Consider the following 25,417-nt stretch of genomic DNA (forward strand, 5'->3'; position numbering starts at 1 on the left):
ATCAACGAACGATCACGCCATAAGAAACGACGTCTTAACTGTGCTGTGCCCGCCCGGGAATCCGCTGTCGGTGCCGGTCCCTACGATCGGTGCATGGTCGACACCTTCACCGTCCTGTGGACCCAAGACACCTGCCGAGCGCTGCGCCGGTCCGGACGCGTGGGCCTCCGGCCGCCCGTCGCCTTCTCCGGGGTGCACCAGTCTCTGCCGTCCTGGGCGGGGGCGAGAGCGGGGGACGAGGTGTACGCCCTGCACGTGCGCCGGCGGGAGGTGTTCGTCGTCTGCCGGATGCGGGTCCTCGACCGGGAGCGGGGTGCATGCTGCGGCGCGGCGCCGACGGCCTGGGACGACCCCTCCCACCCCGGCCACGACGACTGGGCGATGCTGGGCGCCGGCGGATGCGGGGCGACGGCGGTCCACGTGGACGCGACGCCCGTCCGCTTCGACGTGCCGATACCGGGCGAGCTGCTGCCCGTGCTGACCTGGCGCAACCGCCGGGGCGAGACCCGGCAGCCGAAGTACGTGGTCGACGGACGCCTGGAGAGGTCGATCAGCCTCCAGGGCTTCTACCGCCTGACGCCCGAGTCCGCCGGCGCGCTGGGCGACCTGGTCGAGCGGGCCGCGACGCCGGTGACCTGAACGGAAACCGAACGGACGGCCCCGGCCTCAGTCCCGGACCAGGCAGAACGGATGGCCCGCCGGGTCGGCGAAGACACGCCAACTGCGCTTGCCGTCCCCGCCGTCGAGCAACGTGGCCCCCAGCGCGAGAGCCTGCTCCTGGGCGGTGTCCAGTTCCTCGACTCCCAGGTCCAGGTGGAACTGCTGGGGCCGGGCCGGGTCCGGCCAGCGGGGCGGGCGATGGTCGGCCACCCGCTGGAAGGCCAGCACCAGACCGCCGGCGGTGTGCAGCGTCGACCAGTCGTCGTCGAGCGACCAGCGGGGGTCGGGCCGGTTCACCTCGCCGCCGAGCAGCGCCCCGTAGAACCGGGCGAGTTCCCCGGCGTCCGGACAGTCCAGCACCACACACTGCAGTCTGCCGATCATCCCGACAGCGTAGATCACGGGGCCCGACCGCGCCTGCCGCTTCCCGCGCGGTCGGGGAACCCGTCCCGATGCTCAGGCGCGCGTGTCGTCGACGTCGGGGGCGACAGCCGCGCAGAGGTCCCCCAGGGCGTGATCGTAGGCATGACGTGCGAACCGGAACGGCCCGAATGCCGCGTAGTCGCGGGCCGTGCGGTGCGGCTGCTCGAAGCGGTCCCAGATCACGAGGTCGGTCGTCGCGGTGATGCGCGCCATGAGCGGCCAGCACCCCCACTCGCCGCATTCACAACCGAGAACGGGGGTCTTCGGCCCCCTCGTGCCGGTGGACCGTCCGAGGAAGTGGTCCCGCAGCGGCCCGAACCGGAAGAACTCCGGGATCAGGCCACCGTAGGCGTCACCCGCGGGCCGCATCCCGGCCGCGATCTCGAACACGTCGATCAGCTCGGTGAGCGGCGCTCCGTCGATGCGCGGGACGATCACCAGCGGTCCGCCCTCGCCCCGCTGCCGGCAGTCGAACCGGATCTCATGGCTGTTCATCGACCCTCAAGCCCAGACCGCTTTGACCACGGCGTGACCCGCCGAAGCCGCCCGGGCGTAGAACTCCCGGAGGGCCAGGTGATGTTCGAGGTGCTCCTGCCTGGCCCGGTCGGAGGCGCCGATCCCGGCACCGACCGCGTTCCACAGCTCGTCGAAGGAGACGGTCGTGAGGAACCGCGCCGCCTGTGCCACGCCTGGGGGTTCCAGCAGCATCAGCGGAGGATCGGAGGGGTCGGCGTCGGCGCTGTGGGGTACGGGGCTGCCGCCGTAGATCGGCAGCTCCCGGGAGTCCATGGAGTCCGGGCACAGCGCTTCGGCCGCGGCGTAGAGGTTGTGGACACTGTGCCAGCCCTTGTTGATCGCGTAGGCGATGCCCGCCGCGTACTCGGCCTCGTCGTCGTCCCACGCCTCGGACATGAACGCAGCGAGCCGACTGTGGTCGTCCTGGATCTCGGACTCAGCCACGGCACGAAAGTGCAGGTAGATGCTCACTGCGTCGAATCCCTCGGCTCGAACGACCCGCCTGTCAGGCCGCACAGGCAGAACCTACTCGGACCCACTGACAGTCACGCACCGGCGGACCTGCCGGATGGGGGCGCCAGCCAGCCGGTAGCGGCCACGACCTCGCGCGCGAGGTCGACGACGGTCCGTCCGTCGGTCGCCACGCGCACGGTGTCCTCGGGTGCCTGCTCCTCCAGAATCCGGGCCTTGCGGGCGCTGCTCTCCAGCTCCTGGTCCAGCTCCGAGCCTTGTTCCCGACCGGTCAGCCGCTCGCGGGCGGTGGCGTCGGAGGCGGTGAGCACGACCCGTACGAGCCGGACCTCCGCGCCCATGGCGCGCCGGAACATGCCCTCGTTCTCCGGCAGGACGCTCACCGTATGCGTGTAGACCAGGCGGCGATACCCGAGCTCGGCGTAGTTCGACCAGAGCGCCGTCAGATTGCGCTCGGCGATCTGCCGGCGGCGCGGGTCGCCCTCCGGAGCGGGGTGGGCCTGCGCCATGAAGTCGCCTTCGATGACGCAATGGGCGACGTCCGCGGCGCGCAGGCGCGCCGAGACCTCCCACGCCACCGTCGTCTTGCCGACGCCGGCCCGCCCGCCGATGAGCAGTACCTCCGCTGGATCCATGACCGCACCCTGCCACTGCACAGGCGAACCACGCGAGCCCGAAAGGGTCAGTCGTTCGCGGGCGGTGGGGTGCGGAAGGAGGTCCACGCGGTGGTCACCGCGGTGCGGAGGGCCGTGTCGTCGAGGTCTTCCGGTTCCGCCAGGGCCGGGTCGGGCGCGTACTGCTCCAGGAGCATGAAGACCTCGTCGAAGAGCCGGGCGAGGGCGCCGTGGACGCGCTGGTCCTCCGTGCGGGACGCGGCGCGGGCCGACCACCAGCCGCGGGCGAACTCCGGTGCTGCGCAGGTGCCCTCGGCGAAGGCTTCGAGCAGGGCGATATGGTGCGCGGTGGCGGTCGACGGGGGGACGGCGTCGAGGCGGGACCAGGAGGGGTGTCGGGGCGGGTGTGCGGCGGCCACGTCTCGGAGGTGCGGGTGTCGGGACGACAGGGCGCGGGCGTAGCGCGCGAAGGCGGCGCGTGCCGCGTCGGCGCCCTCGGCCACGGCCGAGGCCATGAAGGCGGCCGAGCCGGCGATCAGCGCGTAGCCCGCTGCCGGGAAGAGCACGGCTCCCTGGGCGTCGGGGGTGCGCAGGAGGAGGGGCGGACGGAGGGGTGCGCCCTCCAGGGGGCCGTGCGGGCGGGCGCTGGGGGGCGTCGCCAGGACGTGGGTCGCACCGACCGTTCTGCAGGCCGCTGTGATCCTGCGCGCGAGCATCGCGTCGATCCGTCCGCCCGCCGGCAGCGGCACCGGGGGCCTGCCGCGGAGCCAGGAGGTCGCGAAGGTGCCGTCGGGTGCCAGCACGTCGTCCGGGCCGCCGTCGCCCTTCTGGCTGTCCGTCATGGCCGGCGCCGTCGTGCCCGCGCGTCGGTCGTGGTCGGGAGGGAGTCGAGCCAGGCCAGCAGGCGGTTGCCCTCGCGGGTCATGACCTCCGGGTCGCGCAGGGCGTTGGCCATGAGGGACATGCCCTGGTAGCCGGAGACGAGCGTGAGGGCCAGGCCGTCGGGGTCGGGGAGGCCCAGCGCGCGGAACTGGTGCGCTGCCCATTCCAGGAGGCGGCGGATGACCGTGCCGGCCTCGGCGTCCAGGGTTCCGTCGGCGCGCTTGTCGAGCTCGACGGCGAGCGTGCCGGTCGGGCAGCCGTAGCGGGCGGCCGTGTCGCGCTGCGCGATCCACCCCTCGACCAGGGCCTTGAGGCGCTCGCGCGGGTCCGTCAACTCGTCGAGCTGCGCGGCGAGTTCGTCCAGGTGCGCGGAGTGCTCGGTGAGCGCGGCCCGGACGAGTTCGTCCTTGGTCTTGAAGTAGTAGTAGACGTTCCCCACGGGGACCTCGGCCTCGCGCGCGATGTCGGCGAGGGTGGTGCGCTCGACGCCCTGCTCGTGCAGGACCTTCGCCGCCGCGGCCGTCAGTCGCCGCCGCTTCTGGGACGCCTGCTCTCGCCGGTTCACTGAGTTGGTCACCCGACTGACTATAGACAGCCCGGGGTGAGCGCGTGCTACGGTCACTCCACACGAGTCAGTCAGTCAACTAACTCACTTACCTTCCGGGGGTACGAGATGATCACCGTCACGGGTGCGACCGGCAACATCGGCAGGACGCTGGTGGAGCTGCTGACCGACGCGGGGGAGGAGGTCGTGGCCGTCTCGCGGCAGGCGCGGCCCGGGGAGCCCGCCGCCGGAGTCCGGTGGGTCCAGGCCGACATGGGCACGGCGGCCGGACTGCGGTCCGGCCTCGACGGGGCCCGCGCCCTCTTCCTCCTCGTGGGCGGCGAGCTCAACAGCCACGGCGAGGACCCGGCCGTCCTCCTCGACGGCGTGAGGGACTCCGGTGTCGAACGGATCGTCCTCGTCTCGTCGCAGGTCAGCGCCACCCGCCCGAAGGCCGCCTCGCACGCCCGGCTGCGTGCCTTCGAGGCCGCCGTCCGCGCCACCGGGCGGGACGTCACCGTCCTGCGCCCCGGCGGCTTCGCCTCCAACGCGTTCGCCTGGGCCGAGACGGTCCGCACCCGGCGCACGGTCCTCGCGCCGTTCGCCGACGTGGCCCTCCCGGTCGTCGACCCGGCGGACATCGCCGCGGTCGCGGCGGCCGCGCTGCGCGAGGACGGGCACGCGGGCCGTACGTACGAGCTGACCGGTCCCGAGGCGATCAGCCCGCGCCGGCAGACCGAGGTCCTCGCGGAGGCGCTGGGAGAGGAGGTCGCGTTCGTGGAACTGTCCCGGGCCGAGGCCCACGCCCATCTCTCGACGTTCATGCCGGAGGACGTCGTCACCGGCACCCTGGACGTGCTGGGCGTCCCGCTCCCGGAGGAGCAGAAGGTCAGCCCCGACGTGGAGGCGGTCCTCGGCCGCCCCGCCGCCCCCTTCGGTGCGTGGGTGGCGCGCAACCTGCCGGCCTTCCGCTGACCGGGAACCGAACGAGGGGGGTGGCCGGCGGACGGAGGCGGAAGCACCGCGTCCGTCCCGGCCGGCCGGCGCGGACCGGCTAGCCGACGTGTACCGGCGCGTCGGTCGCGCCCGCGTCGGCCGCCTCCGACCCGGCCCGCCACGCGACGGCCGCCCCCGCGCGCCGGAAGTCCATCACCCAGTTCACCACCCACTCCTCCGTCCCGGCGAGGGCGAACGCCTGCTCCCAGCGGGCCGTCTCCGCCGTGATCCCCGACCAGCGGAACCGCACCCGGACCGGCGTGTCGCCGTAGTGGTCGTCGCCGTGGAACTCGCCCGTGCCGTCCGCCGCGAAACGGCCCCGGACCGGCGGCAGCAGGCGGCCGTCGCGGGTGCTCGACCAGTTGAGCGTCCACTCGCCGGTGTCCGGCTCGTACAGACGCAGGGTCAGGCCGCGGAAGCCCTTCGACGGGAAGACGATCTCGTCGGCGTGGGCGCGGCCGTCCCAGAAGAGGCGGCCGGAGGTGTGGCCGTCGAACTCCTCCCAGCCGGAGGACGGGTCGAGGAAGTCGGTGAGGGCGCGGTTGCGGACGGTCCACTCGCCGACGAGGAAGTCGAAACCGGGGCTGTTCACGCGGCCTGCCCCCCGTCCGCGGCGGTCGTCGCCGTCGTGCCGGTGCGCAGCGAGTCCGCGAGGTAGCCCGGCAGGTCGGGGGTGTCCGGGGCGAGCACGTGCCGGATCCACGCGGCGCGTTCGTGGCCGAGCGGGGCCAGCTCCCAGACGCAGCCGATCCAGGACCGGTCGCGGGCGGTGCCCGTGACCGGGACGAAGTGGGTGGGGTCGGAGTCCGGGCAGCCGAGCGCGGACTGGCCGGCCGCGGCGCCCGCGAAGTGGAGCACGTTGTCCCACGCCCAGCTGTAGACGTTGAGGTACGCGCCCGTGTCGGAGCCCCGGTGCAGGACGGCGAAGGCCGCGGCCGGCGTGCCGTCCGGCTCCGGGAGCAGGTCGGGGAGGAGGGCGTACGCCGCCTTCTCCACCTCCGGCTCGATGCCCGCCGGGTCGGACGTGACGTGGTAGCGCTTGATGTGCCGGCCGCCGATCTCGACGGGCTCCGGCACGGTGAGGTACTTCTCCGTGAAAGCCATGACTGGACCGTACGAGCCCTTCACTGACACCGTGTGTCAGTGAAGTCCAGCCGTCTTCTGTCGATCCTGCTGCTCCTGGAGACCCGCGGGCGGATGACCGCCGCCGAACTCGCCGGGGAGCTGGAGGTCTCCGTCCGCACCGTCTACCGGGACGTCGAGTCGCTGCACGCCGCCGGGGTGCCGCTGTACGGGGACGCCGGGCACCGGGGCGGCTACCAGCTGCTCGCCGGCCACCGCTCGCGGCTCACCGGCCTGTACGCGCGCGAGGCCGAGGCGCTCGTCCTCGCCGGACTGCCCGTCGCCGCCGACGAACTCGGGCTCGGCGGCCACTTCGCCGACGCCCAGCTGAAGCTGCGCGCCGCCCTGCCCGCCCCGCTGCGCGAGCACGTCGACCGGCTGCGCACCCGCTTCCACATCGACGCGCCCGGCTGGTACGCCGAGTCCACCGAGGCCCCGTTCCTGCCCCAGGTCGCCGAGGCCGTGCGCGCCGGACGGGTGCTCGCCGTCCGCTACCGGCGCTGGAAGGAGCCCACCGAGGTGGACCGCCGGCTCGCACCGTACGGCCTGGTGCTGAAGGCCGGCCGCTGGTACCTGGTCGCCGGGCCCGGCCCGCGTACGTACCGGGTCGACCAGATCATCTCCCTCACCGTCACCGACGAGGAGGCGGCCGCCCCGCCCGGCTTCGACCTGGCCGCGCACTGGCGGGAGAGCCAGCGGGACTTCCACGCCCGCCTCCACCAGGGCGAGGCCGTCGTCCGGATCTCCCCGGAGGGAGTGGCCCGCCTGACCGGCGCGGCCGCCCGCGCCGTCGCCGAGACCGGCGTCCCCGAACCCGACGGCTGGACCCGCGCCACCCTCCCCGTGGAGACCCCCGACCACGCCCACGCCACCCTCCTCGCCCTCGGCGCCGAGGTGGAGGTCCTCGCCCCCCGGGAACTGCGCGACCGCGTCGCGGCCACGGTCCGGACGCTCGCGGAGCGGTACGCCTGAGACGAGCGGTTCGCTTGAGACGGAGTGGTGCGTCTGAGACGGAGCGGTACGACTGAGGCGGAGCGGTACGACTGAGGCGGTGCGACCGACCTGCCCGCGCGCGGCTACTCCGGGCGGCCGAAGCGGCGGGCCGCCCACAGGAGGGCCAGCGCTCCCGCCGTCAGGAGGAGGCCCGCCTCCAGGAGGAGAGGCGGCTGTCGGCCGGCCCACTCGACGACGGCGGTGCCGGGCGCCTGGCCGGGGACGCGGAGGGCGATCGAGCGGCGCAGCAGGTCCACGGCGTACGCGAGCGGGTTCGCGGCGGTCAGGGACTGCACCCAGCCGGGCAGGGACGCGAGGGGGAAGAAGCCGCCGGAGAGGAAGAGCAGCGGCATCATCACCAGGCCGAGCAGCGTGTGGAAGGTCTCCGGGCTGCGCAGGCCCACCGCCAGAGCCAGCGACAGCGCGGTGAGGGTGAACGAGGCGAGGACCATGCCGCCGAGCAGCAGCGCCAGCAGCACCGGGTCGTACGGCAGGCCGACCGCGCCGGCCAGACCGAGGAGGACCGCGCCCTGGACCGTCGCCACCAGGGTGCCGCCGGCGCAGCTGCCGAGCAGCAGGGTGGTGCGGCCGACGGGAGCCATCAGGAGCTCGCGGAGATAGCCGCTCTGACGGTCGGTGATCAGCCGGATGCCGACCATGATGGCCGGTGTCTGCACGGTCATCATCAGCATGCCGGGGAAGAGGTACGTCCGGTAGCCCACCCCGAGCGTCCCCGCCGGGATCAGCGCGGCGAGCCCCCCGCCCAGGATGAACAGGTACAGCACCGGGTGGAGCAGCATCAGCGCGGTGGGGACGCGCTGCCGGGCGAGCCGCAGCAGATCGCGGTGGACCAGGGCGTGCACCGCGCGCAGTTCGCGCCGGAGCCGCGACGGACGGACCGGGACGGCCTCGCCGCCGCCCGGCAGGGTGAGCGCCGTCATCGGGTGCCTCCCGCCCCGTCCGCGACGGCCATGCTGCGGCCGGTGTGGTGGAAGAAGACGTCGTCGAGGGTGGGCGGGGTCGCCGACGCGGCGTGCACGGCGATGCCGTGGACCTCCAGCGCCGCGCACAGGCGCGGGATCCAGGCGCTCCCGTCCGGCACCCGCAGCCAGACCCCGTCCGCGTCCACGTGGACGGTCCGGTCCGGCGGGACCAGCAGCAGGGCGACCCGGCGGGCCGCCGCGTCGTCGCTCGTGCGCAGCACCACCCGGTCGTCCCCGATCGCCGCCTTCACCTCCGACGGCGTCCCCCGGGCCACCAGCCGGCCCCCGTCGATGATCGCGAGACGGTCGCAGTGCTCCGCCTCGTCCAGATAGTGGGTGGTGACGAAGAGCGTGCTGCCGTGCCGGTCGCGCAGCGCCCGCAGGTGCTCCCAGACCAGGGCGCGGGCATGCGGGTCGAGCCCGGTCGTCGGCTCGTCCAGGAACAGCACGCCGGGCTCGTGCAGCAGCTGCCGGGCGATCTCCAGGCGCCGCCGCATGCCGCCCGACAGGGTGCGGACGGGGGAGCGCCGCCGGTCGGTCAGACCGGCCAGCTCCAGCACCTCGGCCGTACGCCGCCGGACGTCGGCGCGGCGGAGCCCGTACAGGCGGGCGTGGACGCGGAGGTTCTGCTCGGCCGTCAGGTCCGGGTCGAGGGCGCTGTGCTGGAACAGCAGGCCGACCCGGCGGCGTACCCGCTCGGGCTCGGTGAGGACGTCGGCGCCCGCCACGACGGCGCGGCCCGAGGTGGGGCGGGCGAGGGCGCACAGCAGGGCGATGGTGGTGGACTTGCCGGCGCCGTTGGGGCCGAGGAAGGCGAAGGTCTCGCCCCGGCGCACGTCCAGGTCCAGGCCGCACACCGCGTGGGTGGGGGAGCCGTCCGGGCCGCGGTAGCTCTTGACGAGCCCACGGGTGCTGATCGCGGCGGGCACGGTCTCGGCGGGCGCGGTCCCGACCGGGTCGGCGACGGTGTCGGGGACGCCGGTGCGGGCGGGCTCGTGGTCACGGGCGTGCAGCTGCATGGGTGCGGTCCTCGTCCAGGGGGGGGCGCCGTCGGTGGACGGCCGGACGCGCCGGGAAGCGCCGACGGTGACGGCGGCCTCCGCGGCGCACCCGGCCGTCCGCACCGCCCGGCGGGCGGTGCGGGGCCCCACCCCGGCCGGCGGCTGCCCCGGGACAGCCGCCGACCGGAGTGGGGCGGTACGGGCTACGCGCAGCTCACACCGATACAGACGGTGTTGAGGAGCGTGAGCAGGCCGACGCACTCGCACGTCGCCGCGAAGGGCGCTCCGTCGACGCCGACCGGGTCGGTCTCCGGAAGGGCGTGCAGGCGGGCGAGCAGTTCGAGGTCCTGGTTCTCCATGGCATTCTCCTTCTCTGTGAGGCGGCGGCAGGCTTTCTGCCGCTCAGACCGGCTGCTGGACCATCCAGTGCCGGGGCTCTGTGGGGTGGCGGACCCGGATGAGGAACGCCAGGATTCCGGCGGACCCGTCGCTCCAGCCCGTCGAGACGTCCCCGTACTCGTTGGGGAAGACGACGTGGGCTCCGCGGCGGGACCCTTCGGAGACGAGGAGGCGGGCCAGGGTCTCGGCACTCGCCCGGTGGGCGGGGTCGCCGGTCGCCTCGGCCAGGTCGAGGAGCAGGTCGCCGTTGCCGGCCAGGCCGTGGCACTGGGTGAGCGCGGCGCGGGAGGCCCGCTCCACGACGGCGGGCGCCGACCGGCGGGCGAGGTCGCCGAACCGGTCGTCGCCGGTCGCCCGCCACAGCCGCACCAGGAACGAGCCGATGCCGGCCGAGCCGTGGCACCAGTACGGGGCCGTGGGGACGTCCCCGGCCTGCGCCGGCCACTGGGCCGCGCCTCCCACGTCGACGGCGTGCGCCACCAGGTGCTCGCCGGCCGCCACGGCCAGCTCGCGGTGGTCCGGGCGGCCCGTGACGGACGCGGCGGCGAGGAGGAAGCAGCCGATGCCGGACGTGCCGTGCGCGAAGCCGAGGTACCGCTTGCCCGCCTCCTCCGCGACGGCCTCCGCCGGGACCGGCCAGCTCGCCCCCGGCCCGGCGCGGTCCGCGGCGGCGGCCAGCCGGTCGGCCGCGTCGGCGACGAGGGCGGCCAGGCGCGGGTCGCCGGTGCGCCGCCACAGGTGGGCGGCGGCGAGACCGCCGCCCGCCGTGCCGTGCGTGATGTCGTGGCTCGGCGTCGGCTGCTGCGGCGCCAGGGCCAGGGCCAGCGCGTGGTCGGTCAGTTTCCGGTCGCCGAGGACGCGCCCGGCCTCGTACAGCGCCCAGGCGGTGCCCCGGGCGCCGAAGTGCAGTCCGGGGCGGGCGGAGCCGGGATCGGTGCGGTCGGCGATCCAGCGCCCGGCGGCGGCCAGCGGCGCCGGCAGCCGCGGATCGCCGGTCAGCTCGAAGTACCGCGTCAGCACCGCCAGGACGCCGGCCGCGCCCTGCTGCACGGTGCAGGGGTCGGTCTCCCCGGCCCGTGTGGAGACGGGCCAGAGCCGCCGGTCGTCGCCGGGCGTCATGGTGTCGACGAGGTGCGCCACGATCCCGGCCACGGCGGCCCCGACCGTGTCGTCGGGCCGTGCGGGCGGCGTGGTGACGGTCCCCGTGGTGGCGGGCGGTGCCGGGCGGGTCGCCGCCAGGGCCGCGCGGGCCCGGGCCGGGTCCCAGCGCGCCGCCGGGTCGTCCCGCATGAGGCCGAGGATCAACTCCCGCATGCCGTCGGGGAGTCGTGCGGTGTCGGCGCAGGCGGTCAGCCAGGCGGCGAGCCGCTCCTCCGCGGGCCGGTCCGCCGGCTCCTCGTCCAGCAGGTTCGGCACCTTGCCGGTCAGGACGAAGCACACGGTGGCGCCGAGGCTGTAGGCGTCGGCCGTCGGGGAGACCGGCGCGTCCATCAGCCGTTCGGGGGCGCTGAAACCGGGCGTGCCCACCCGCGTCGGGAGCGGCGCGTCCTCCGCCACGACGGCGAGCTCCAGATCGATGAGGCGGAGTTCGCCGTCCGGGCGGACCATCACGTTGCCCGGCGTGAGGTCCCGCAGCACGCACCCGTGGGAGTGCGCCGCCGCCACCAGCTCGATCAGGCGCCCGGCCTGCGCGACCGCGGCGGCCCGGTACCGCTCGCCGCCGACGTCGCGGAAGTGCTCGGCGACCCAGGTGCGCAGCGGGACGCCCGGCACCTCCTCCTGGGCCAGGAACAGGTGCCCGCCGTGCTCGAACAGCGCGAGCGGCTCGGGCGCGAGGCCCGTGCCCCTGAGCTTCTCCAGCGCCCGGGCCTCGGCGCGCAGCCAGTCGCGCACGTCGGATCCGGAGGCGTCCGCCTCCACGTGCGGCCGGGTCTCCTTGATGACCACCGGCGCGCCCGAGCGCACGTCGCTGCCCCGGTAGACACCGCCCTTGTTGGTGTGCCGGATCGCCTCCCGCACCGCGAACCGGCCGCCGAGCACCAGCGGGCGGCTCTCCGCCTCCGCGGGGCGCGGCGCGGCGGCCGGGGCGGGGAACGGGCTGACGGCCCACTCCGGCGGCGTGTACCGGCCGGTCCGCCGGTCCTCCACCGGGTTCCCGTCGGGGTCCTCGACGTACCAGACGAGCAGTCCGTCGTCGGAGAGCCGGCGCCGGCCGACGAAGGCGCCGTACCGGTAGTGCACGAGGCTGTTCGCGGCGTACTGCTGGTCGGACAGGATCCGGGGCCCGGCCAGGCCCGCCGTCGCCCGGTGCAGCGCGGCGGCGAGCCGGGCCGCGTCGGCGTCCGACCGCGGATAGACGGTGAGGAACTTCCCGGAGCTGCCCCGGGGCGTGGCGCGGGAGTTGAGCGCGCTCACCCGCTCCAGGGAGCGGGCGAACTTGAACCCCGACTCGTCGCGCAGCAGCACCTCCAGGCACCGCGCGAGGACCGCCGGCGCGGAGCCGGCCGTCGCCGACACGTGCAGCTTCCACCCCTGCGGGCGCTGTTCCCCGGAGCGGGGTGCCACCCGGCACCACATGTCGTCCGACTCGGTCGTCCAGCGCCCGCCCGTACCCGTGGCGTGCAGCGCTCGATGGAGGAGGTCTTCCAGTACGGCTTCGGTGGCGTGGCTCGTCATGCCCATCCCTCTCAACGGCGAGAACCGCTGACGGGAACGTGCCCGGTGCACGTGCCGACCCCACACGCCCACCCCGGGGTTCACCGGATACAGCGAGCGCGCGCCGACGGCGTCCCACCGTGAGGCGCGCCTGGCGCAGAAGGGCGCACGGCCGCTCACTCAGGGGCGGCAACGGCCGTACGCGGCCGGGAAGCCGGGGAGAACGGGGGGATCAGTCCTCGCGGACCAGGCCCAACAGGGGCAGCTCCAGAGGCCTGTTGCCGTCCTCCGCGTCCCAGGCGGTGTACGCGAGGGAGGAGGGTGCGGGGATGCGGAAGACCGTGTGCAGGCCGGTCACCACCATCGAGGCCAGCCGGCGGTAGTCGGCGGCCGGGGACGGCCAGGGGAGCGCGGCGTACCAGTTGCCGACACGGTCGGCGGCGTCCGGCGCGCGCCAGCCCGCCGCGACGAGCAGCCGGGCGCCCTCCTCGCCGGCCCGCGCGGCTCCTTCGAGGTGACGGTCACCGGAGAGTTCCGCGGACAGCGCCTCGGGGTCCTGGCGGAACTGGGCGTACCGGGAGCCCTTCGCGGTCTTCGGCGGCAGGGCGGTGCCGGTCTCGGAGAGGACGACGACCGCCCCCGCGGGCAGGGCGGCCAACTGCTCGGCCAGCCGTTCCTGGAAGCCGTCCCAGCCGGTCATCGGCCCTCCTCCGTCGCGGCCAGCCAGGCCCGGGAGGCCAGCGTCAGCCGGACCGCGCCGGACACCCGGCTCAGGACGAGGGCCGTGTCCCGCTCCTCCCACCGGACGTCGGCGTCCGCGCCGGGCCTGCGCCCGGTCGGGGTGCCGAGCGGCCCCGACAGGGCGCCGGTCATCCGCGCGAACACGTCCATGCCCGCCGCCCAGTCGCCGGTCTCGGCCACCCGCAGTCCCACGCTCTCGACCGTGCCGTACCGGCCGCGCAGTTCGGCGCCGCCCGCCCCGAGCCCGGCCCCGAGGACCTCGCCCTCGGCCCGCACCACCAGCAGCCGGCGCCGGAACAGCCCCCGCCGCGGCACCTCGTCCCCGGCCGGCACCCATGCCAGGGCCCGCAGCGCCTCCGCCACTCGCACGACCTCGGCGTCGCCCAGGGCCCGCCACCGTCCCTCTGTCATACGCCTCCGGAACCGGCCCTCACGGATGCCGGCCCCGACCCTCCTCGCGGTGCTTCCGTACGCCACTGAGGGAGGATCCTCGCACGGTCAGTGGAGCACCTCGCGCTCCCACGCTCCGCGGGGCTGGGTGTGGAGCCGCCAGTAGTGGTCGGCGATGTCGTCGGGGTCGTACGCCGTCCCGGGCGCGACGGCGCCGCCCACGGTGACCGTGGCGACGTGCACCCCGGACGGTCCGTACTCCGTGTCGAGCAGTTCCACCAGCGCCCGCACCCCGGCCTTGCCGAGCGACAGGCTCACGTACGGCGGCTTCATCTCGGGCATCCCGCCGGTGACGACGAAGGTTCCGCGACCGCGCGCCGCCATGCCGGGCAGCAGGTGCGCGGCGGTGGTGAGGGCGCCGAGGACGTTGACCGCGTAGGTGTCCAGGTGGGCGCGGAGCGGGAGTTCGCCGACGGCGTCGGGCCGGATCACGGCGGCGTTGTAGACCACCGCGTCCGGCGCGCCGAGTTCGGCGACGGCCGTGTCGAGGGCGGCACGGAGCCGCGTCTCGTCGGTGACGTCGGCGGTGAGGGGCAGCGCCCGTACCCCCAGGGAGGCGAGGGACTCGGCGCCCGCCGTCACCGTCTCCTTCGTCCGCGCGACCAGCGCGACCGGCAGCCCCTCCCGCGCGAACCGCCGGGCCACCGCCTGCCCGATCCCCGGCCCCGCCCCGATGACCAGCGCTCCCGCCATGACCACTCCTCCGTCTCGCCGTGCAACGACAGAAGGGCCAACCTCCTCCGTCCGACGGATCTTCCCGGACCGCCGCCGGCACCCGCGGTGACCGGCCCGGGAAGAAACTCAGGAAAATCTCCGAGCCGGTGTAGAGAAGCCGCCCGGCGGCTCCGACCCAGGGGTGACGGCGCCACAGGGGCACCGTCGGACACCGAAGGAACGGTCGACATCATGGGCAAGCTCATCCACTTCGTGCACCAGTCCCTCGACGGCTTCATCGAGGGCCCGAACGGGGAGTTCGACTGGCCGGCGATGGGCCCCGAGCTGTCGGCCCACGCGCGGGAACTCACCCCGGAAGGCACGGTCTTCCTGTACGGACGCAAGGTCTGGGACCTGATGTCCGGCTTCTGGCCGCACGCCGAGCGGTACTCGCAGGACCCGCACGACCTGGCCTTCGCCCCGGTCTGGCGCAAGGCCCCCAAGGTGGTCGTCTCCCGCACCCTGCGCACGGCGGACCACCACACGCGGATCGTGTCCGAGAACGTCGCCGCCGACCTCACCGCCCTGAAGGACGCCGGGCACGACCTCGTCCTCTTCGGCGGCTCCGAACTCGCCGCCCACCTCACCGAGCACGGCGTCATCGACGAGTACCAGGTCGTCGTCCACCCCGTCCTCCTCGGCGGCGGCCGCCCGGCCTTCCTCCCGGCCGCCTCCCGCACCCCGCTCGCGCTGGCCGAGACCCGCACCTTCGACGGTCGGGCGGTCCTCCTCCGCCACACCGTCGGCGCCTGACGGCGGGTCGGCCGGGGGTGGCCGGCGGACGGACCGGCGTTGTCGGAGGGCCCTGGCAGGATCGGGAGCATGACCGATGTGACGGACCTCGTGTCGCGGGTGGCGGCCAGGGCGGAGGGCGACTCGGGGCCGTTGCCGCCGGGCATGAGCCCTGAGGACATCGCCGAGGCGGAGCGGCTGCTCGGCTTCCGGCTGCCGCCGCTGCTGGCGAAGCTGTACCAGGACGTGGCCGACGGCGGGTTCGGGCCGCCGGGCGGATTCCTTCCCCTGACGGGGGAGGGGCCGACCGTGCTGAGCACGTACGCGTCCGAGCGGCGGAGCTCGGCCCGGGACGCGATCCCGTACTGGCCCGAGGGGGTGCTGCCGGTCCTCGACTGGGGTTGCGGCATGTACGCGGCCGTCGACACCCGTACCGAGGAGGGCGCGGTGCTCCTCTACGAGCCGAACGCCGTGGACGACGACGGCGCCGCGGCCTGGTTCCTCGACGCCGGCAGCCTGGCCGCCTGGCTGGAGACCTGGCTCGCGGGGACGGGGTGGTACCGGGAGGACGCCGACGAGGACGACCTCCCGCTCGGCGGGCCGGTGCCGTGGGAGGAGGCCGCCGCCCGGATCGCGGAGCAGCCGGCGGGTCGTGAGGGCCCCGCTTGACCTTGACACGGTGGCAAGCCTTTGACTGCGGGGCGAGGAGGTGGTCCCGATGACCATGACACCGCAGGACACCGACGTCGTACGGCGGGCTCTCCGGGGGCTGGAGGACGCGCGGCCGTCGGCGCGGCTGCGGGCCGCGCTGGCGGTCGGCACGAACCCGGACCCCCGGTTCGTGGACGCGCTGGTCGAGCGGTGCGCGGTCGAGCCCGAGTTCTTCGTCCGCGACATGCTGACCTGGGCGCTGACCCGGCACCCCGTCGAGCTGACGCTCCCGAGGACGCTCCGCGAGCTCGGCTCGGAGCGGGCGCAGGCGCGCAGCCAGGCGCTGCACACGCTCTCCAAGCTCGGGGACCCGCGGGCCTGGCCGGCGATCACGCGCGGGCACCTCACCGACGCCGACGACGAGGTGGCGCGCGCCGCGTGGCGGACGGCGGTCCTGCTCGTGCCGGACGGCGAGGAGCCCGCCCTGGCCGAGGTGCTGGCCTCGCAGCTCGGGCGCGGCGGCCGGGACACCCAGCTCAGCCTCAGCCGCGCGCTGGTCGAGCTCGGCGACGTGATCCAGCCGTTCCTCGGTGCCGCCGCGACGGCCCCCGACCCGGCCGTCCGCGCGCACGCGCTCGCCACCGAGCGGATCCTGCGCGACCCGGAGACCGGGTTCGGGTACGCGATCGAGGAGGCGAAGCGCGTCGTGGCGCTCGACGGGGCGCCGGGGGAGGGAGACTGGGGCGGGTCGACGGGAGGGACGGCGAGGCGTGTTGATCGGTGAGGTGGCGCGCCGCTCCGGCGTCAGCGCCCGCATGCTACGGCACTACGAGTCGCTGGGCCTGGTGCGGCCCGCGGGCCGCACCGGCTCGGGCTACCGGGAGTACGGCGACGAGGACATCCGGCGGATCTTCCACATCGAGAGCCTCCGCTCGCTGGGTCTGTCGCTGCGCGAGATCGGCCGGGCGCTCGACGATCCCGGTTTCACCCCGGGGCAGCTGGTCGGCGACCTGATCGAACAGACCCGGGCCCGCGTCGCCGCCGAGACCGAACTGCTCACGCGCCTCCGCCGGATCGCCGCCACCGGCCCCGCCAGCTGGGACGACGCCCTCCGGGTCGTCGCGCTCCTCCAGGCCCTGGGTTCCGGCAGCAAGGACGCCCGGCAGCGCGCCGCGCTCTCCTCGGGCGACGAGGTCCCCGTACCGGTGGAGGCGCTGGTCGAGGCGGCGCTCAGCGAGTCGGAGCCCAATGTCGCGGGCGCTCTGCGCTGGGCGCTGGCCCGCTCCGGCGGCGGCTCGACCGCCCCGCTGGCCCGGGCCCTCGGCTCCCCGTCGGCGGCGGTGCGCGAACGGGCCGTGCGGACCCTCGCCGCGCTCCCCGGCGAGGAGGCCGCCGCCCGGCTCCGCGACGGCCTCGGCCACGCCGACCCGGTGGTCCGCGGCCAGGCGGCCCTCGCGCTCGGCGGCCGCGGGGAGCCGGCCGCGATCCCGGAGCTGGTGGAGATGGTCGTGGACGGCAGGAACGACATCGACGCGGCCGACGCGCTCGGCGCCCTCGCCGCCGACGACGGCGCGGCGGACGCGATCGCGGCCCGGCTCGTCGACCGCCTCGCCGACGCCGCCACCGGCCGCCCGGCCAGGGGCCGACTCACCCAGGCCCTCGCCGACATCCCCGGCCCCGTCGCGTCCCGCGCCCTCACCGACCTGACCGGGGACGAGGACCCCGCCGTGGCCCTCACCGCTGCCTACCTCCGGGGGCTCCGCGACACCCCCTGACCGGTGGACGCCCGGCCGGCCGGGTGCGTCTCGCTCGTCTCCCAGGTGAGGTGGGCGGAGGCGGCGAGGGAGCGGAGGAAGCCGGCCGCGTCGAACAGCTCGCCGGCCGAGGCGACGCCGGTCGTACGGGTCCGGCCGGTGAGGATCCGGTCCACGGCCTCGACGGCGAGCGGCGCCGTCACGGCGTAGATGTCGCGGCCGGTGGCCACCGCCCGCCGTTCGGCGCCGCCGGAGCGCACGACGACGTCGACGAGGAAGGTCTGCGCGGACCGGCCGCGCTCGTCGACCGCCGTCGGGGCCGGCGTGTCCGCGCCCGTGACGCCGCCGGCCGCCTCGGTCGACATGTAGGTGGTCACGGTGGGGACGGACAGATGGCTCGGGATGGTGACCACATCGGCCATCGTGAACTCGCCGACGACCGGACGCGGTCCCATCGGGGCGGGGAACGGCCAGTTCAGGGTGGGCAGTTCGTCCGTGTGGTACTCCAGGCGCCCGCCGGTGAAGCGGACCCGCCGGCCGCCGCGCCGCTCCGCCGAGACCTTCCCGGCGAGCCGGGTCCCCTCCGTGGGCTCCCAGCCGCTCAGCCCGTATGCGACGTGCGCCTCGTCCGCCGCCGTCCAGTCGCCCATCGCGGCCGTCGCCAGCAGGTCGCCGAGGCCGCCGTAGAACGCCATCGCCGGCAGGACCACCGTGCCCGCGGCCCGCGCGCGGTCGGCGAACCGGGCGAAGGTGTCGGCGTTGGCCTCGATCTCGGCCGCCACGTCGACGTACGGGATCCCGGCCCGCAGCGCCGCCTCGATCACCGGGCCGGCCGTCGTGGCGAACGGCCCGGCGCAGTTCACGACGGCGTCGGCGCCGGCCAGCGCCCGGTCGAGCGCCGCCGGATCCCCGACCGGCGCGGGGCGGACGTCGAGCCCCGGGTGGCGCTCCGCCAGTGCCCGCAGCTTCCGGTCGTCCCGCCCCGCCAGGACCGGGACGAAGCCGCGCTCCAGAAGGTGCGCCACCACGAACCGGCCCGTGTGTCCGTACGCGCCGTACACCGTCACCGTCTGTCCTGCCGCCATGAGGTCACTCCCCGTCCTGTGCCGCGTCCGGTCGACTGCGGCCCGTGCGACCCATCCTGGAATAGTTGAACGCGCAACGGTGAGTGTCGGAAACGACGTGCCCCGTACACTTCCGGACATGACCTCAGTCGCACTGGCCGTCACCGACGGGATGCTCCACTTCGAACTCGGCATCGCCCACGAGGTGTTCGGCTCCGCGCCGGACGCGGTGACCGTCCCCTGGTACGACCTCTCCGTCTGCGGACCCGGCCCCGTCCCCTTCGGCCCGTTCCGCCTGGAGCCCGACCACGGACTCGACCGGCTCCCGGACGCCGACACCGTGATCGTCCCCGGCTGGGCCGACGTCGACGCGGCCCCGCCCGCCGCGCTCGTCGACGCCGTGCGCGCGGCCCACGCGGCGGGCGCCCGCGTCGTCTCCCTCTGCACCGGGGCCTTCGTGCTCGCCGCCGCCGGGCTGCTCGACGGCCGCCGCGCCACCACCCACTGGGCCCACACCGACGTCCTGGCCGCCCGCCACCCCGCGGTGGAGGTCGACCCGGACGTCCTCTACGTGGACGGCGGCAGCGTCCTCACCTCCGCCGGCAAGGCCGCGGCGCTCGACCTCTGTCTGCACCTGGTACGCCTCGACCACGGCTCGTCGATCGCCAACACCGTCGCCCGCAGGCTCGTCGTCCCCCCGCACCGGTCCGGCGGGCAGGCCCAGTTCGTCACGGCCCCGGTGCCGGAGCAGGACGGCCACCCGCTCACCGCCCTGTTCCCCTGGGCCGTCGAGCGCCTCGACCGGCCGCTCACCGTGGAGGACCTGGCCCGGCGGGCCGGGATGAGCTCACGCCATCTGACCCGTCACTTCCGCGCGGCCACCGGCACCACCCCGCTGCAGTGGCTGCTCGCCCAGCGGATCCGCCGCGCCCAGGAACTCCTGGAGCGCACCGACGACAGCGTCGACGCCATCGCCACGGCCACCGGCATGGGCACCGCCACGACCCTGCGCAGGCACTTCAACCGGACCCTGGGAGTCCCGCCGGACAGCTACCGCCGCACCTTCCGCACCCGCACGGGACGCGCCGGCGCCGTGGCGCCGTGACGCCGGCGCGTCCCGTGCGGACGAGCGTCAGTACGTCAGGATCCCCGGGTCCGTCACTCCCTCCGCGCCCGTCTCCACGTGTCCGGCCAGGCGGCGCACGTAGTCGGCGTGCGCGGCGGACGTGACGGTGAGGTCGTACCACCGGCCGGACGCCGACAGCGGCACCGCGAGGGTGACGGTCGCGCCCCGGGCCACCGTCAGCGTCTGCGGGGCTCCCCCGTAGGCGTGGGTGAGGGTCACCGTCGTCGTCGGGCCGGCGTTGGTGAAGGTGAGGTCCAGGCCGCCGGTGGCGGCGTTGTGGCGGGCGGTGACCTCGGGGACGGCGGTCTTGCCGGGGGAGCGGAAGCGGCGCAGGAAGCCGTTCGGGCCGTGCACGGTGAGGTCGGTGGTGCCCTTGGAGTACTTGGTGTTCCAGGTGTCCGCGATCGACGTGCCGGCCGCCGCCGTGTACGTCCAGGGGGCGTCCGTGCGGTTCGCCGAGGTCACGTAGAACTGGGCGCCGGCGGACGGCCCGCCGCTGAAGGCGAGCCGGAAGGTGCCGGCGGTGGTGTCGGCGCTCCCGTCCACGTACGGGGCGTACTTCAGCGGGCGCGTGGGCTTGGAGCCGGGCTCCTGGCGGGGCATCGAGCCGACGGCCGGCGCGGTGGCCGGGAAGTCGGGGTGGCGGTCGCGGTCCGGCGGGTAGTAGCCGGCCGTCGGCGGCAGCGCGACCGGCTGCGGCTGGGCGCGGGTGAAGTCGAAGGCCGAGGTCAGGTCGCCGCAGACGGCCCGCCGCCAGGGCGAGATCTGCGGCTCCTGGACGCCGAAGCGGCGCTCGATGAAGCGGATCACCGAGGTGTGGTCGAAGGTCTCGGAGCAGGTGTAGCCGCCGGTGGACCAGGGGGAGACGACGATCATCGGGACACGGGGCCCGAGGCCGTACGGACCGGCGACGTACCCGGTCTTCCCGGGGAAGTGGTCCAGCGCGGTCGGGGTCGTCGACAGGCCCTGCGCGGCCGAGGCGGGGACGTACGGCGGGACGACGTGGTCGAAGAAGCCGTCGTTCTCGTCGTAGGTGATGAACAGCGCCGTACGGGCCCACACGTCCGGGTTCGAGGTCAGCGCGTCCAGGACCTGCGCGATGTACCAGGCGCCGTAGTTGGACGGCCAGTTGGAGTGCTCGGAGAACGCCTCGGGCGCGGCGATCCAGGAGACCTGCGGCAGCCGGCCGCCCTGCACGTCGGCGCGGATCCGGTCGAAGAAGCCTTCGCCCGCCTTGGCGTTCGTGCCGGTGCGGGCCTTCTCGTAGAGGGGGTCGCCCGGCTGGGCGTTGCGGTAGGTGTTGAAGTAGAGCAGCGAGTTGTCGCCGTAGTTGCCTCGGTAGGCGTCGCTGATCCAGCCCCACGAGCCGGCCGCGTTCAGGCCGTCGCCGATGTCCTGGTAGACCCGCCAGGAGATCCCGGCCGCCTCCAGGCGCTCGGGGTACGTCTTCCAGCCGTAGCCGGCCTCGGCGTTGTTGAGGACCGGGCCGCCGCCCGTGCCGTCGTTGCCGGTGTGACCCGACCACAGGTAGTAGCGGTTCGGGTCGGTCGAGCCGATGAACGAGCAGTGGTAGGCGTCGCAGATCGTGAACGCGTCGGCGAGCGCGTAGTGGAAGGGGATGTCGTCCCGGGTCAGGTACGCCATCGTCGCCTTGGTCTTGGCGGGTATCCACTGGTCGTAGCGGCCCTGGTTGAACGCCTTCTGGCCACCCGCCCAGTCGTGGTTGAGCCCCTGGAGGAACTCCATGCCGAGCTGCGCGCTCTCCGGCCGGAAGGGCAGCGTCACCTTCGAGCCGTCGGCCTGGTGCCACACGGACTTCCCGCTCGGCAGCGTGACCGGACGCGGGTCGCCGAAGCCGCGGACGCCCTTCATCGCCCCGAAGTAGTGGTCGAAGGAACGGTTCTCCTGCATGAGGACGACGATGTGCTCGACGTCCTGGAGCGTGCCGGTGGACCCCTGTGCGGGGATGGAGGCGGCGCGGGCGATGGACTCGGACAGCGCACTGAAGGCGACGGCGCCACCGGCGAGCTGAAGGAACCGGCGGCGATCGAGGTCGGCCATGGGGGAGTAGTCCTCCGGGAGTCGAACGGACGGAAACGGAACGGCGGCCGGAGGCCGGCGTCGGAGCGCCCCAAGAAGAGCGCCCGCGAGCCACCGCCCCACGACCGTCCCGTGACTTCCCGCTGTACACCCGGCGAAATCCCCCGCCGGGCGGTCACCGCCCGGCACCGGGCCCGCGTGCCGGACACGCGGGGGCGTCGGGGACGATGGGGAGGTGATGTATCTGGACAGACGACTCGTCGGCAGCTGGTTCGGCGCCGTCGTCAACGTGATGGAGTCGACCGACATCGACTTCCTGCCGAACGGCTGGGGCTGGAGCACCCTGGACAGCGTCAGCGGACAGATGTCCGTCTCCCGCTTCCGCTGGTCCACCCCGTCCCCCGGGGTGCTGCGGCTCCGCTGCTTCTGGGAGATCAGCGGCGAGTCCGGCCGAGAAGGCTTCAAGACCGTCGAGTACGCCGAGCCGAGCGAGGAGCTCATCGTCGCGCGGTACTCCCTCGAACGACGCGAGCACCCCGTCTCGGGGGCGTACGAGAACGCGCTCGTGGTGGACCCCGCGATCGACTACGAGTCCGTCTTCTACCGGGGCGTCAGCGTGCCCACGGAGGCCGACGACCCCTCGGCGCAGGCCGTCCCCTACCCGCCGGCGCCCCGGCCCACCGCTCCCCGGCGGTAGCCCCGTACACCGTCGCCGGAGGCGTGGCGCTGCCGGTCGACGGCGGCGGGACCGTCGGCGCGAGCGGGAACGCGCTCCGCCCGCACGGGCTCCGGTGCCGCGGCGGGTCCGCTCAGAGCCGGCCGGCCAGGAGCTCCCGCATCGCGGCCTCGGACAGGATCCCCGTACCGCTCGCCACCGCCTCCCCCTCCTTCAGGAGGACGTACGACGGGGCTCCGGCGACCTGATACCGCCGGGTCGCCTCCGGGCAGCGCGCGATGTCGGCGCGGACGACCGTCAGACGGCCCGGATACGCGTCGGCGACGGCGCCCACGACGGGGTCCATCGTCCGGCACGGCTCGACCGCCTTCGGCCACGTGCCGATGAAGTAGGCGAGGACGGGGACTCCGCTCATCCGCAGGATGAAGTCGAATTCCGCGTCCTCACGGGCCTGGTGCACCCGCCGTGCCATGGAAGCTCCTGACCTCGCGTTCCGTCGTACCGCCCCATCATCTCCCGCGCGGCACCGGAACGCCGCCGGCGTCGGCGTGGCGCAGCTCCTCCAGGAGCTCGCTCTGACCCACCAGCAGTTCGGTGAGGATCCGGCGGGCGGCCTTCAGGAGGTCCGCCACGTCGCCGCCCGCGAGGGCGTAGCTGACGGTCGAGCCCTCGCGGACGGAGACCACGATGCCGGACCGGCGTAGCACCGCGAGCTGCTGGGAGAGGTTGGACGGCTCCACGTCGATGTCCTTCAGCAGTTCGCGGACGGGGAGCGGTCCGTGCTGGAGCAGTTCCAGGACGCGGATCCGGACGGGGTGCCCGAGCATGCGGAAGAACTCCGCCTTGGCCTGGTACAGCGGCACCTGCATGCGACGACTCTCCCTCCGGACCGAGCTGCCCGGACGACTCCGGTCCGACGTGCCGGATCCTTGATCCACGGATGGCGGTCATTCTCCCGCCTCCCGGCCCCGCCCACCTCCGACTGATCACTTTCGGATGTGCCGAGTTGAAGAGTTCTTCAAGTCGAGGGCGTGCGGAGCCGGGGGACGGGAGGCGGACTACAGTTCCAGCTCCGCCTCGATGCGCTTGAGCTGGTGCCGGGCCATGGCCAGGTTGGCCCTGTTCTTGTCCAGGACTATGTACAGGAACAGGCCGTTGCCGCCGCGGCTCTTGATCAGCCGGATCAGGTGGTACTGGGTGTCGAGGGTGATCAGCACGTCCTCGATGCCGTCGTTGATCCCCAGCATCTCCATCGTGCGGATCTTCGCCCGGATCACGTCGGTGTTGCCGGCCGCCGCGACCGTCAGGTCGAGGTCCTTGCTCCCGCCCAGCGTGCCCAGGGCCATGCCGCTGGTGTAGTCGACCAGCGCGGCCCCCACACTCCCCTCGATCGAGGTCATCGCCTCTTTCAGAGACGTCTCCACACTCGCCATCTCTCGCTGCTCCCTTGGTTCTCGACGGCCTGGCAGGGCGTGTCCGCGGCCGGGCCGGACGGTGATCGCGGACGTGCTCCACTAGACACCAAGTGGGCGGGGAATGAGGTGCTTTCGCCGGAAGACGATGCCCCGGGCATAGGACATCGCGCCATCGCGGCACTCCGTGCGCCCATCGGGCCCGCCGGGTCCCGGCCCGGTCCGCCGTCCTATCGTGGGCCGATGAGCTCACACCCCATCGACCGGCCGGCCGACCTCGACGCCGTCCGCGACTCCTACGACCGCGTGGCCGACACCTACGCCCACATGATGCAGACCACGGGCATGGGCGACATCCGCGTCCACCCCTGGCTGAAGGCGTCGGTCGACGCCTTCGCCGACACCGTGGGCGACCTCGGGCCCGTCCTCGACGTCGGCTGCGGGCCCGGTACCGTGACCGGCTACCTCGCGGAGCGCGGCCTCGACGTCTCCGGGGTGGACCTCTCGCCCCGGATGATCGAGAACGCGCGCCGGCTGTACCCGGACTGCCGCTTCGAGGTCGCCTCGGCCACCGAGCTCGCGCTCGGGGAGGCCACCCTCGGCGGGGTCCTCGGCTGGTGGTCGCTCTTCAACCTGCCCCGTGACGTCCTCCCGCAGGTCCTCGCCCACTTCGCGCGGGCGCTGAAGCCCGGCGGCTCCTTCCTCACCGCCACCCACGTCGGCGACGAGGACCTGGTCCGCACCGAGGCGTACGGCGGCGTGCCCGTGCGGTGGACGACGCACAAGTGGCGGCCCGAGGGGTTCGTCGGGCTGATCGAGCGGGCCGGGCTGACTCCCGTGGCCGAGCTCCGGCTCCCCGCCGACCAGTTCTCCGGGCCCGGCGTCGTCGTCATGGCCAGGAAGCCCGACTGAGCCTCAGGCGACCGGCGGGCCGGGGCCGTTGTCAGTGGTGCCCACTAGTTTCGGAGGTGATCCAGAGGACGTTCCGACAGGGGGCTTCGATGACGCACGGCTATGCGGGCACCGCGCTGCGGGTGGTACTGACCGATGTCAGCGCGGGGGTGGTGGCGGCGTGGCGCGCCGCCTTCGCCGACGTGCCCGGCATCGAGATCCGGCGGGGCTCGATCCTCGACGAGGACGTCGACGCGTGGGTCACGCCGACGAACGCGGCGGGACGGATGGACGGCGGCGTCGACGCGGCGATCAAGCGCCACCTCGGCGCCGGGATCCAGCTGCGGGTGCAGCAGGCGATCCGCGACCGGTTCGCCGGCGGCATGCCGGTCGGCAGCGCCGTCTGCGTCCCGTCCGGGGCGACCGTGCCGCGCTTCGTGATCTCCACCCCGACCATGGTCGCCTCCTCGCAGAACGTGAGCGACACGCTCAACGTCGCCATGGCCTGCGCGGCGGCCTTCCAGGCCGTCCACCGGCAGAACCGGAAGGCGCCGGGCAGCATCCGCTCCGTCGCGCTCGTCGGGATGGGCGCCCGGACCGGCCGGGTGCCGGCCCGGGTCTGCGCCAACCTGATGTGGACCGGCTACACGCTCTTCCACGACCACTGGTTCGAGGACGACGACGAGCTGCGCGCCACCATCACGGCCCAGCTCGCCGGCATCGACCAGGCGCCGCACACCACGCGGGTACGGATCACGCCGCCCAAAGGAGCGCCGGGCGACGGAGCCGCCGCCAAAGGAGCCGCTGTCAAAGGAGCAGCTGCCAAAGGAGCAGGTGTCCACGGGCACTGCTTTCGCGGCTGAGCAGGCCGCACCGGCTCAGCAGGGCGAGCAGGCCGGCCCGGCCG

At 74.4% G+C, this 25,417-nt stretch carries 31 protein-coding genes; 11 read left to right on the top strand and 20 right to left on the bottom strand.

The features are described 5' to 3' along the window. The first annotated feature begins 93 nt into the window (after positions 1-93). The gene (locus ABFY03_RS35600; RefSeq protein WP_346171928.1) at positions 94-639 is read left to right on the top strand and encodes a hypothetical protein; all 546 of its coding nucleotides are present in this window, start codon (positions 94-96) and stop codon (positions 637-639) included. A 27-nt stretch (positions 640-666) separates the two neighbouring features. Here ABFY03_RS35600 and ABFY03_RS35605 read toward each other — a convergent pair whose 3' ends face one another. The 6 genes from ABFY03_RS35605 to ABFY03_RS35630 all read right to left on the bottom strand — a co-directional run bounded on the left by ABFY03_RS35605 (position 667) and on the right by ABFY03_RS35630 (position 4,143). After that, positions 667-1,044, bottom strand: a complete 378-nt coding sequence (locus ABFY03_RS35605; protein WP_346171929.1) for a VOC family protein — start codon at positions 1,042-1,044, stop codon at positions 667-669. Between the two features lie 72 nt (positions 1,045-1,116). Then, complete coding sequence (locus ABFY03_RS35610; RefSeq protein ID WP_319007755.1) at positions 1,117-1,578, bottom strand: hypothetical protein; 462 nt, start codon at positions 1,576-1,578, stop codon at positions 1,117-1,119. A gap of 6 nt (positions 1,579-1,584) precedes the next feature. Beyond that, the gene (locus tag ABFY03_RS35615; protein ID WP_346171930.1) at positions 1,585-2,043 is read right to left on the bottom strand and encodes a DUF1877 family protein; all 459 of its coding nucleotides are present in this window, start codon (positions 2,041-2,043) and stop codon (positions 1,585-1,587) included. A gap of 101 nt (positions 2,044-2,144) precedes the next feature. Further along, positions 2,145-2,705 carry an AAA family ATPase gene (locus ABFY03_RS35620; protein ID WP_346171931.1) on the bottom strand — a complete coding sequence of 187 codons (561 nt, stop codon included), beginning with the start codon at positions 2,703-2,705 and terminating at the stop codon, positions 2,145-2,147. Positions 2,706-2,752: 47 nt separating this feature from the next. Next, positions 2,753-3,526 carry a hypothetical protein gene (locus ABFY03_RS35625; RefSeq protein WP_346171932.1) on the bottom strand — a complete coding sequence of 258 codons (774 nt, stop codon included), beginning with the start codon at positions 3,524-3,526 and terminating at the stop codon, positions 2,753-2,755. Next, positions 3,523-4,143 carry a TetR/AcrR family transcriptional regulator gene (locus tag ABFY03_RS35630; protein WP_346171933.1) on the bottom strand — a complete coding sequence of 207 codons (621 nt, stop codon included), beginning with the start codon at positions 4,141-4,143 and terminating at the stop codon, positions 3,523-3,525. The genes ABFY03_RS35625 and ABFY03_RS35630 overlap by 4 nt, the downstream gene beginning before the upstream one ends. 96 nt (positions 4,144-4,239) lie before the next feature. Here ABFY03_RS35630 and ABFY03_RS35635 point away from each other — a divergent pair, with 96 nt between their 5' ends. Next, on the top strand, positions 4,240-5,085 hold the full coding sequence (locus ABFY03_RS35635) for an SDR family oxidoreductase (protein WP_346171934.1): 846 nt from the start codon (positions 4,240-4,242) through the stop codon (positions 5,083-5,085). 79 nt (positions 5,086-5,164) lie between these two features. On the opposite strand, the gene ABFY03_RS35640 is transcribed toward ABFY03_RS35635, so the two are convergent. Further along, positions 5,165-5,698, bottom strand: a complete 534-nt coding sequence (locus ABFY03_RS35640; protein ID WP_346171935.1) for a hypothetical protein — start codon at positions 5,696-5,698, stop codon at positions 5,165-5,167. Beyond that, on the bottom strand, positions 5,695-6,210 hold the full coding sequence (locus ABFY03_RS35645) for a hypothetical protein (RefSeq protein WP_319007749.1): 516 nt from the start codon (positions 6,208-6,210) through the stop codon (positions 5,695-5,697). Before ABFY03_RS35645 ends, ABFY03_RS35640 begins: the two co-directional genes overlap by 4 nt. A 39-nt stretch (positions 6,211-6,249) precedes the next feature. On the opposite strand from ABFY03_RS35645, the gene ABFY03_RS35650 reads away from it, so the two are divergent. Then, a complete protein-coding gene (locus ABFY03_RS35650; protein ID WP_346171936.1) occupies positions 6,250-7,200 on the top strand; it encodes a helix-turn-helix transcriptional regulator in 951 nt (316 codons plus the stop codon). 104 nt (positions 7,201-7,304) lie between these two features. On the opposite strand, the gene ABFY03_RS35655 is transcribed toward ABFY03_RS35650, so the two are convergent. From ABFY03_RS35655 to ABFY03_RS35685, 7 genes are all read right to left on the bottom strand, one after another. Further along, entirely contained in the window at positions 7,305-8,162 is an 858-nt protein-coding gene (locus ABFY03_RS35655) for an ABC transporter permease (RefSeq protein ID WP_319007747.1), read from the bottom strand. Then, positions 8,159-9,223: an ABC transporter ATP-binding protein gene (locus ABFY03_RS35660; protein WP_346171937.1), complete on the bottom strand. Its 1,065-nt coding sequence runs from the start codon at positions 9,221-9,223 to the stop codon at positions 8,159-8,161. The genes ABFY03_RS35655 and ABFY03_RS35660 overlap by 4 nt, the downstream gene beginning before the upstream one ends. Before the next feature lie 185 nt (positions 9,224-9,408). Next, positions 9,409-9,564: a VenA family class IV lanthipeptide gene (locus ABFY03_RS35665; protein WP_167352188.1), complete on the bottom strand. Its 156-nt coding sequence runs from the start codon at positions 9,562-9,564 to the stop codon at positions 9,409-9,411. A gap of 43 nt (positions 9,565-9,607) precedes the next feature. After that, positions 9,608-12,280, bottom strand: coding sequence for a class IV lanthionine synthetase LanL (gene lanL / locus ABFY03_RS35670; RefSeq protein ID WP_346171938.1), 2,673 nt, complete (start codon positions 12,278-12,280; stop codon positions 9,608-9,610). 211 nt (positions 12,281-12,491) lie between these two features. Further along, a complete protein-coding gene (locus tag ABFY03_RS35675; RefSeq protein WP_346171939.1) occupies positions 12,492-12,959 on the bottom strand; it encodes a TY-Chap domain-containing protein in 468 nt (155 codons plus the stop codon). Continuing rightward, complete coding sequence (locus ABFY03_RS35680; RefSeq protein WP_346171940.1) at positions 12,956-13,411, bottom strand: DUF6301 family protein; 456 nt, start codon at positions 13,409-13,411, stop codon at positions 12,956-12,958. The genes ABFY03_RS35675 and ABFY03_RS35680 overlap by 4 nt, the downstream gene beginning before the upstream one ends. A gap of 87 nt (positions 13,412-13,498) precedes the next feature. Beyond that, the gene (locus ABFY03_RS35685; protein ID WP_319007742.1) at positions 13,499-14,143 is read right to left on the bottom strand and encodes an SDR family NAD(P)-dependent oxidoreductase; all 645 of its coding nucleotides are present in this window, start codon (positions 14,141-14,143) and stop codon (positions 13,499-13,501) included. Between the two features lie 213 nt (positions 14,144-14,356). Here ABFY03_RS35685 and ABFY03_RS35690 point away from each other — a divergent pair, with 213 nt between their 5' ends. The 4 genes from ABFY03_RS35690 to ABFY03_RS35705 all read left to right on the top strand — a co-directional run bounded on the left by ABFY03_RS35690 (position 14,357) and on the right by ABFY03_RS35705 (position 17,322). Further along, positions 14,357-14,917: a dihydrofolate reductase family protein gene (locus tag ABFY03_RS35690; protein WP_346171941.1), complete on the top strand. Its 561-nt coding sequence runs from the start codon at positions 14,357-14,359 to the stop codon at positions 14,915-14,917. A gap of 69 nt (positions 14,918-14,986) precedes the next feature. Then, positions 14,987-15,565, top strand: coding sequence for an SMI1/KNR4 family protein (locus tag ABFY03_RS35695; RefSeq protein WP_346171942.1), 579 nt, complete (start codon positions 14,987-14,989; stop codon positions 15,563-15,565). Positions 15,566-15,614: 49 nt separating this feature from the next. Continuing rightward, positions 15,615-16,331, top strand: a complete 717-nt coding sequence (locus ABFY03_RS35700) for a HEAT repeat domain-containing protein (protein WP_346171943.1) — start codon at positions 15,615-15,617, stop codon at positions 16,329-16,331. Then, complete coding sequence (locus tag ABFY03_RS35705) at positions 16,318-17,322, top strand: HEAT repeat domain-containing protein (RefSeq protein ID WP_346171944.1); 1,005 nt, start codon at positions 16,318-16,320, stop codon at positions 17,320-17,322. The genes ABFY03_RS35700 and ABFY03_RS35705 overlap by 14 nt, the downstream gene beginning before the upstream one ends. Here ABFY03_RS35705 and ABFY03_RS35710 read toward each other — a convergent pair. Continuing rightward, positions 17,292-18,386, bottom strand: a complete 1,095-nt coding sequence (locus ABFY03_RS35710) for a saccharopine dehydrogenase family protein (RefSeq protein ID WP_346171945.1) — start codon at positions 18,384-18,386, stop codon at positions 17,292-17,294. The genes ABFY03_RS35705 and ABFY03_RS35710 overlap by 31 nt on opposite strands. A gap of 118 nt (positions 18,387-18,504) precedes the next feature. Here ABFY03_RS35710 and ABFY03_RS35715 point away from each other — a divergent pair, with 118 nt between their 5' ends. Further along, the gene (locus ABFY03_RS35715; protein WP_346171946.1) at positions 18,505-19,470 is read left to right on the top strand and encodes a helix-turn-helix domain-containing protein; all 966 of its coding nucleotides are present in this window, start codon (positions 18,505-18,507) and stop codon (positions 19,468-19,470) included. Between the two features lie 27 nt (positions 19,471-19,497). Here ABFY03_RS35715 and ABFY03_RS35720 read toward each other — a convergent pair whose 3' ends face one another. Beyond that, positions 19,498-21,552: a phosphocholine-specific phospholipase C gene (locus tag ABFY03_RS35720; RefSeq protein ID WP_346171947.1), complete on the bottom strand. Its 2,055-nt coding sequence runs from the start codon at positions 21,550-21,552 to the stop codon at positions 19,498-19,500. Between the two features lie 217 nt (positions 21,553-21,769). Here ABFY03_RS35720 and ABFY03_RS35725 point away from each other — a divergent pair, with 217 nt between their 5' ends. Continuing rightward, the gene (locus ABFY03_RS35725; protein ID WP_319007734.1) at positions 21,770-22,228 is read left to right on the top strand and encodes a hypothetical protein; all 459 of its coding nucleotides are present in this window, start codon (positions 21,770-21,772) and stop codon (positions 22,226-22,228) included. Between the two features lie 112 nt (positions 22,229-22,340). Here the strand turns inward: ABFY03_RS35725 and ABFY03_RS35730 are convergent, their stop codons facing one another. The 3 genes from ABFY03_RS35730 to ABFY03_RS35740 all read right to left on the bottom strand — a co-directional run bounded on the left by ABFY03_RS35730 (position 22,341) and on the right by ABFY03_RS35740 (position 23,640). Then, a complete protein-coding gene (locus ABFY03_RS35730; protein ID WP_319007733.1) occupies positions 22,341-22,679 on the bottom strand; it encodes a thioredoxin family protein in 339 nt (112 codons plus the stop codon). 37 nt (positions 22,680-22,716) lie between these two features. Further along, entirely contained in the window at positions 22,717-23,076 is a 360-nt protein-coding gene (locus ABFY03_RS35735; protein ID WP_319007732.1) for an ArsR/SmtB family transcription factor, read from the bottom strand. A 189-nt stretch (positions 23,077-23,265) separates the two neighbouring features. Next, on the bottom strand, positions 23,266-23,640 hold the full coding sequence (locus ABFY03_RS35740; protein ID WP_319007731.1) for a roadblock/LC7 domain-containing protein: 375 nt from the start codon (positions 23,638-23,640) through the stop codon (positions 23,266-23,268). Between the two features lie 222 nt (positions 23,641-23,862). Here ABFY03_RS35740 and ABFY03_RS35745 point away from each other — a divergent pair, with 222 nt between their 5' ends. Together ABFY03_RS35745 and ABFY03_RS35750 are read left to right on the top strand one after the other, a co-directional pair. Continuing rightward, complete coding sequence (locus ABFY03_RS35745) at positions 23,863-24,531, top strand: class I SAM-dependent methyltransferase (RefSeq protein ID WP_319007730.1); 669 nt, start codon at positions 23,863-23,865, stop codon at positions 24,529-24,531. A gap of 89 nt (positions 24,532-24,620) precedes the next feature. Next, complete coding sequence (locus tag ABFY03_RS35750; protein WP_346171948.1) at positions 24,621-25,373, top strand: macro domain-containing protein; 753 nt, start codon at positions 24,621-24,623, stop codon at positions 25,371-25,373. Positions 25,374-25,417 lie beyond the last annotated feature (44 nt).

It is taken from the genome of Streptomyces roseofulvus, assembly GCF_039534915.1.
Taxonomy (GTDB): domain Bacteria; phylum Actinomycetota; class Actinomycetes; order Streptomycetales; family Streptomycetaceae; genus Streptomyces; species Streptomyces roseofulvus.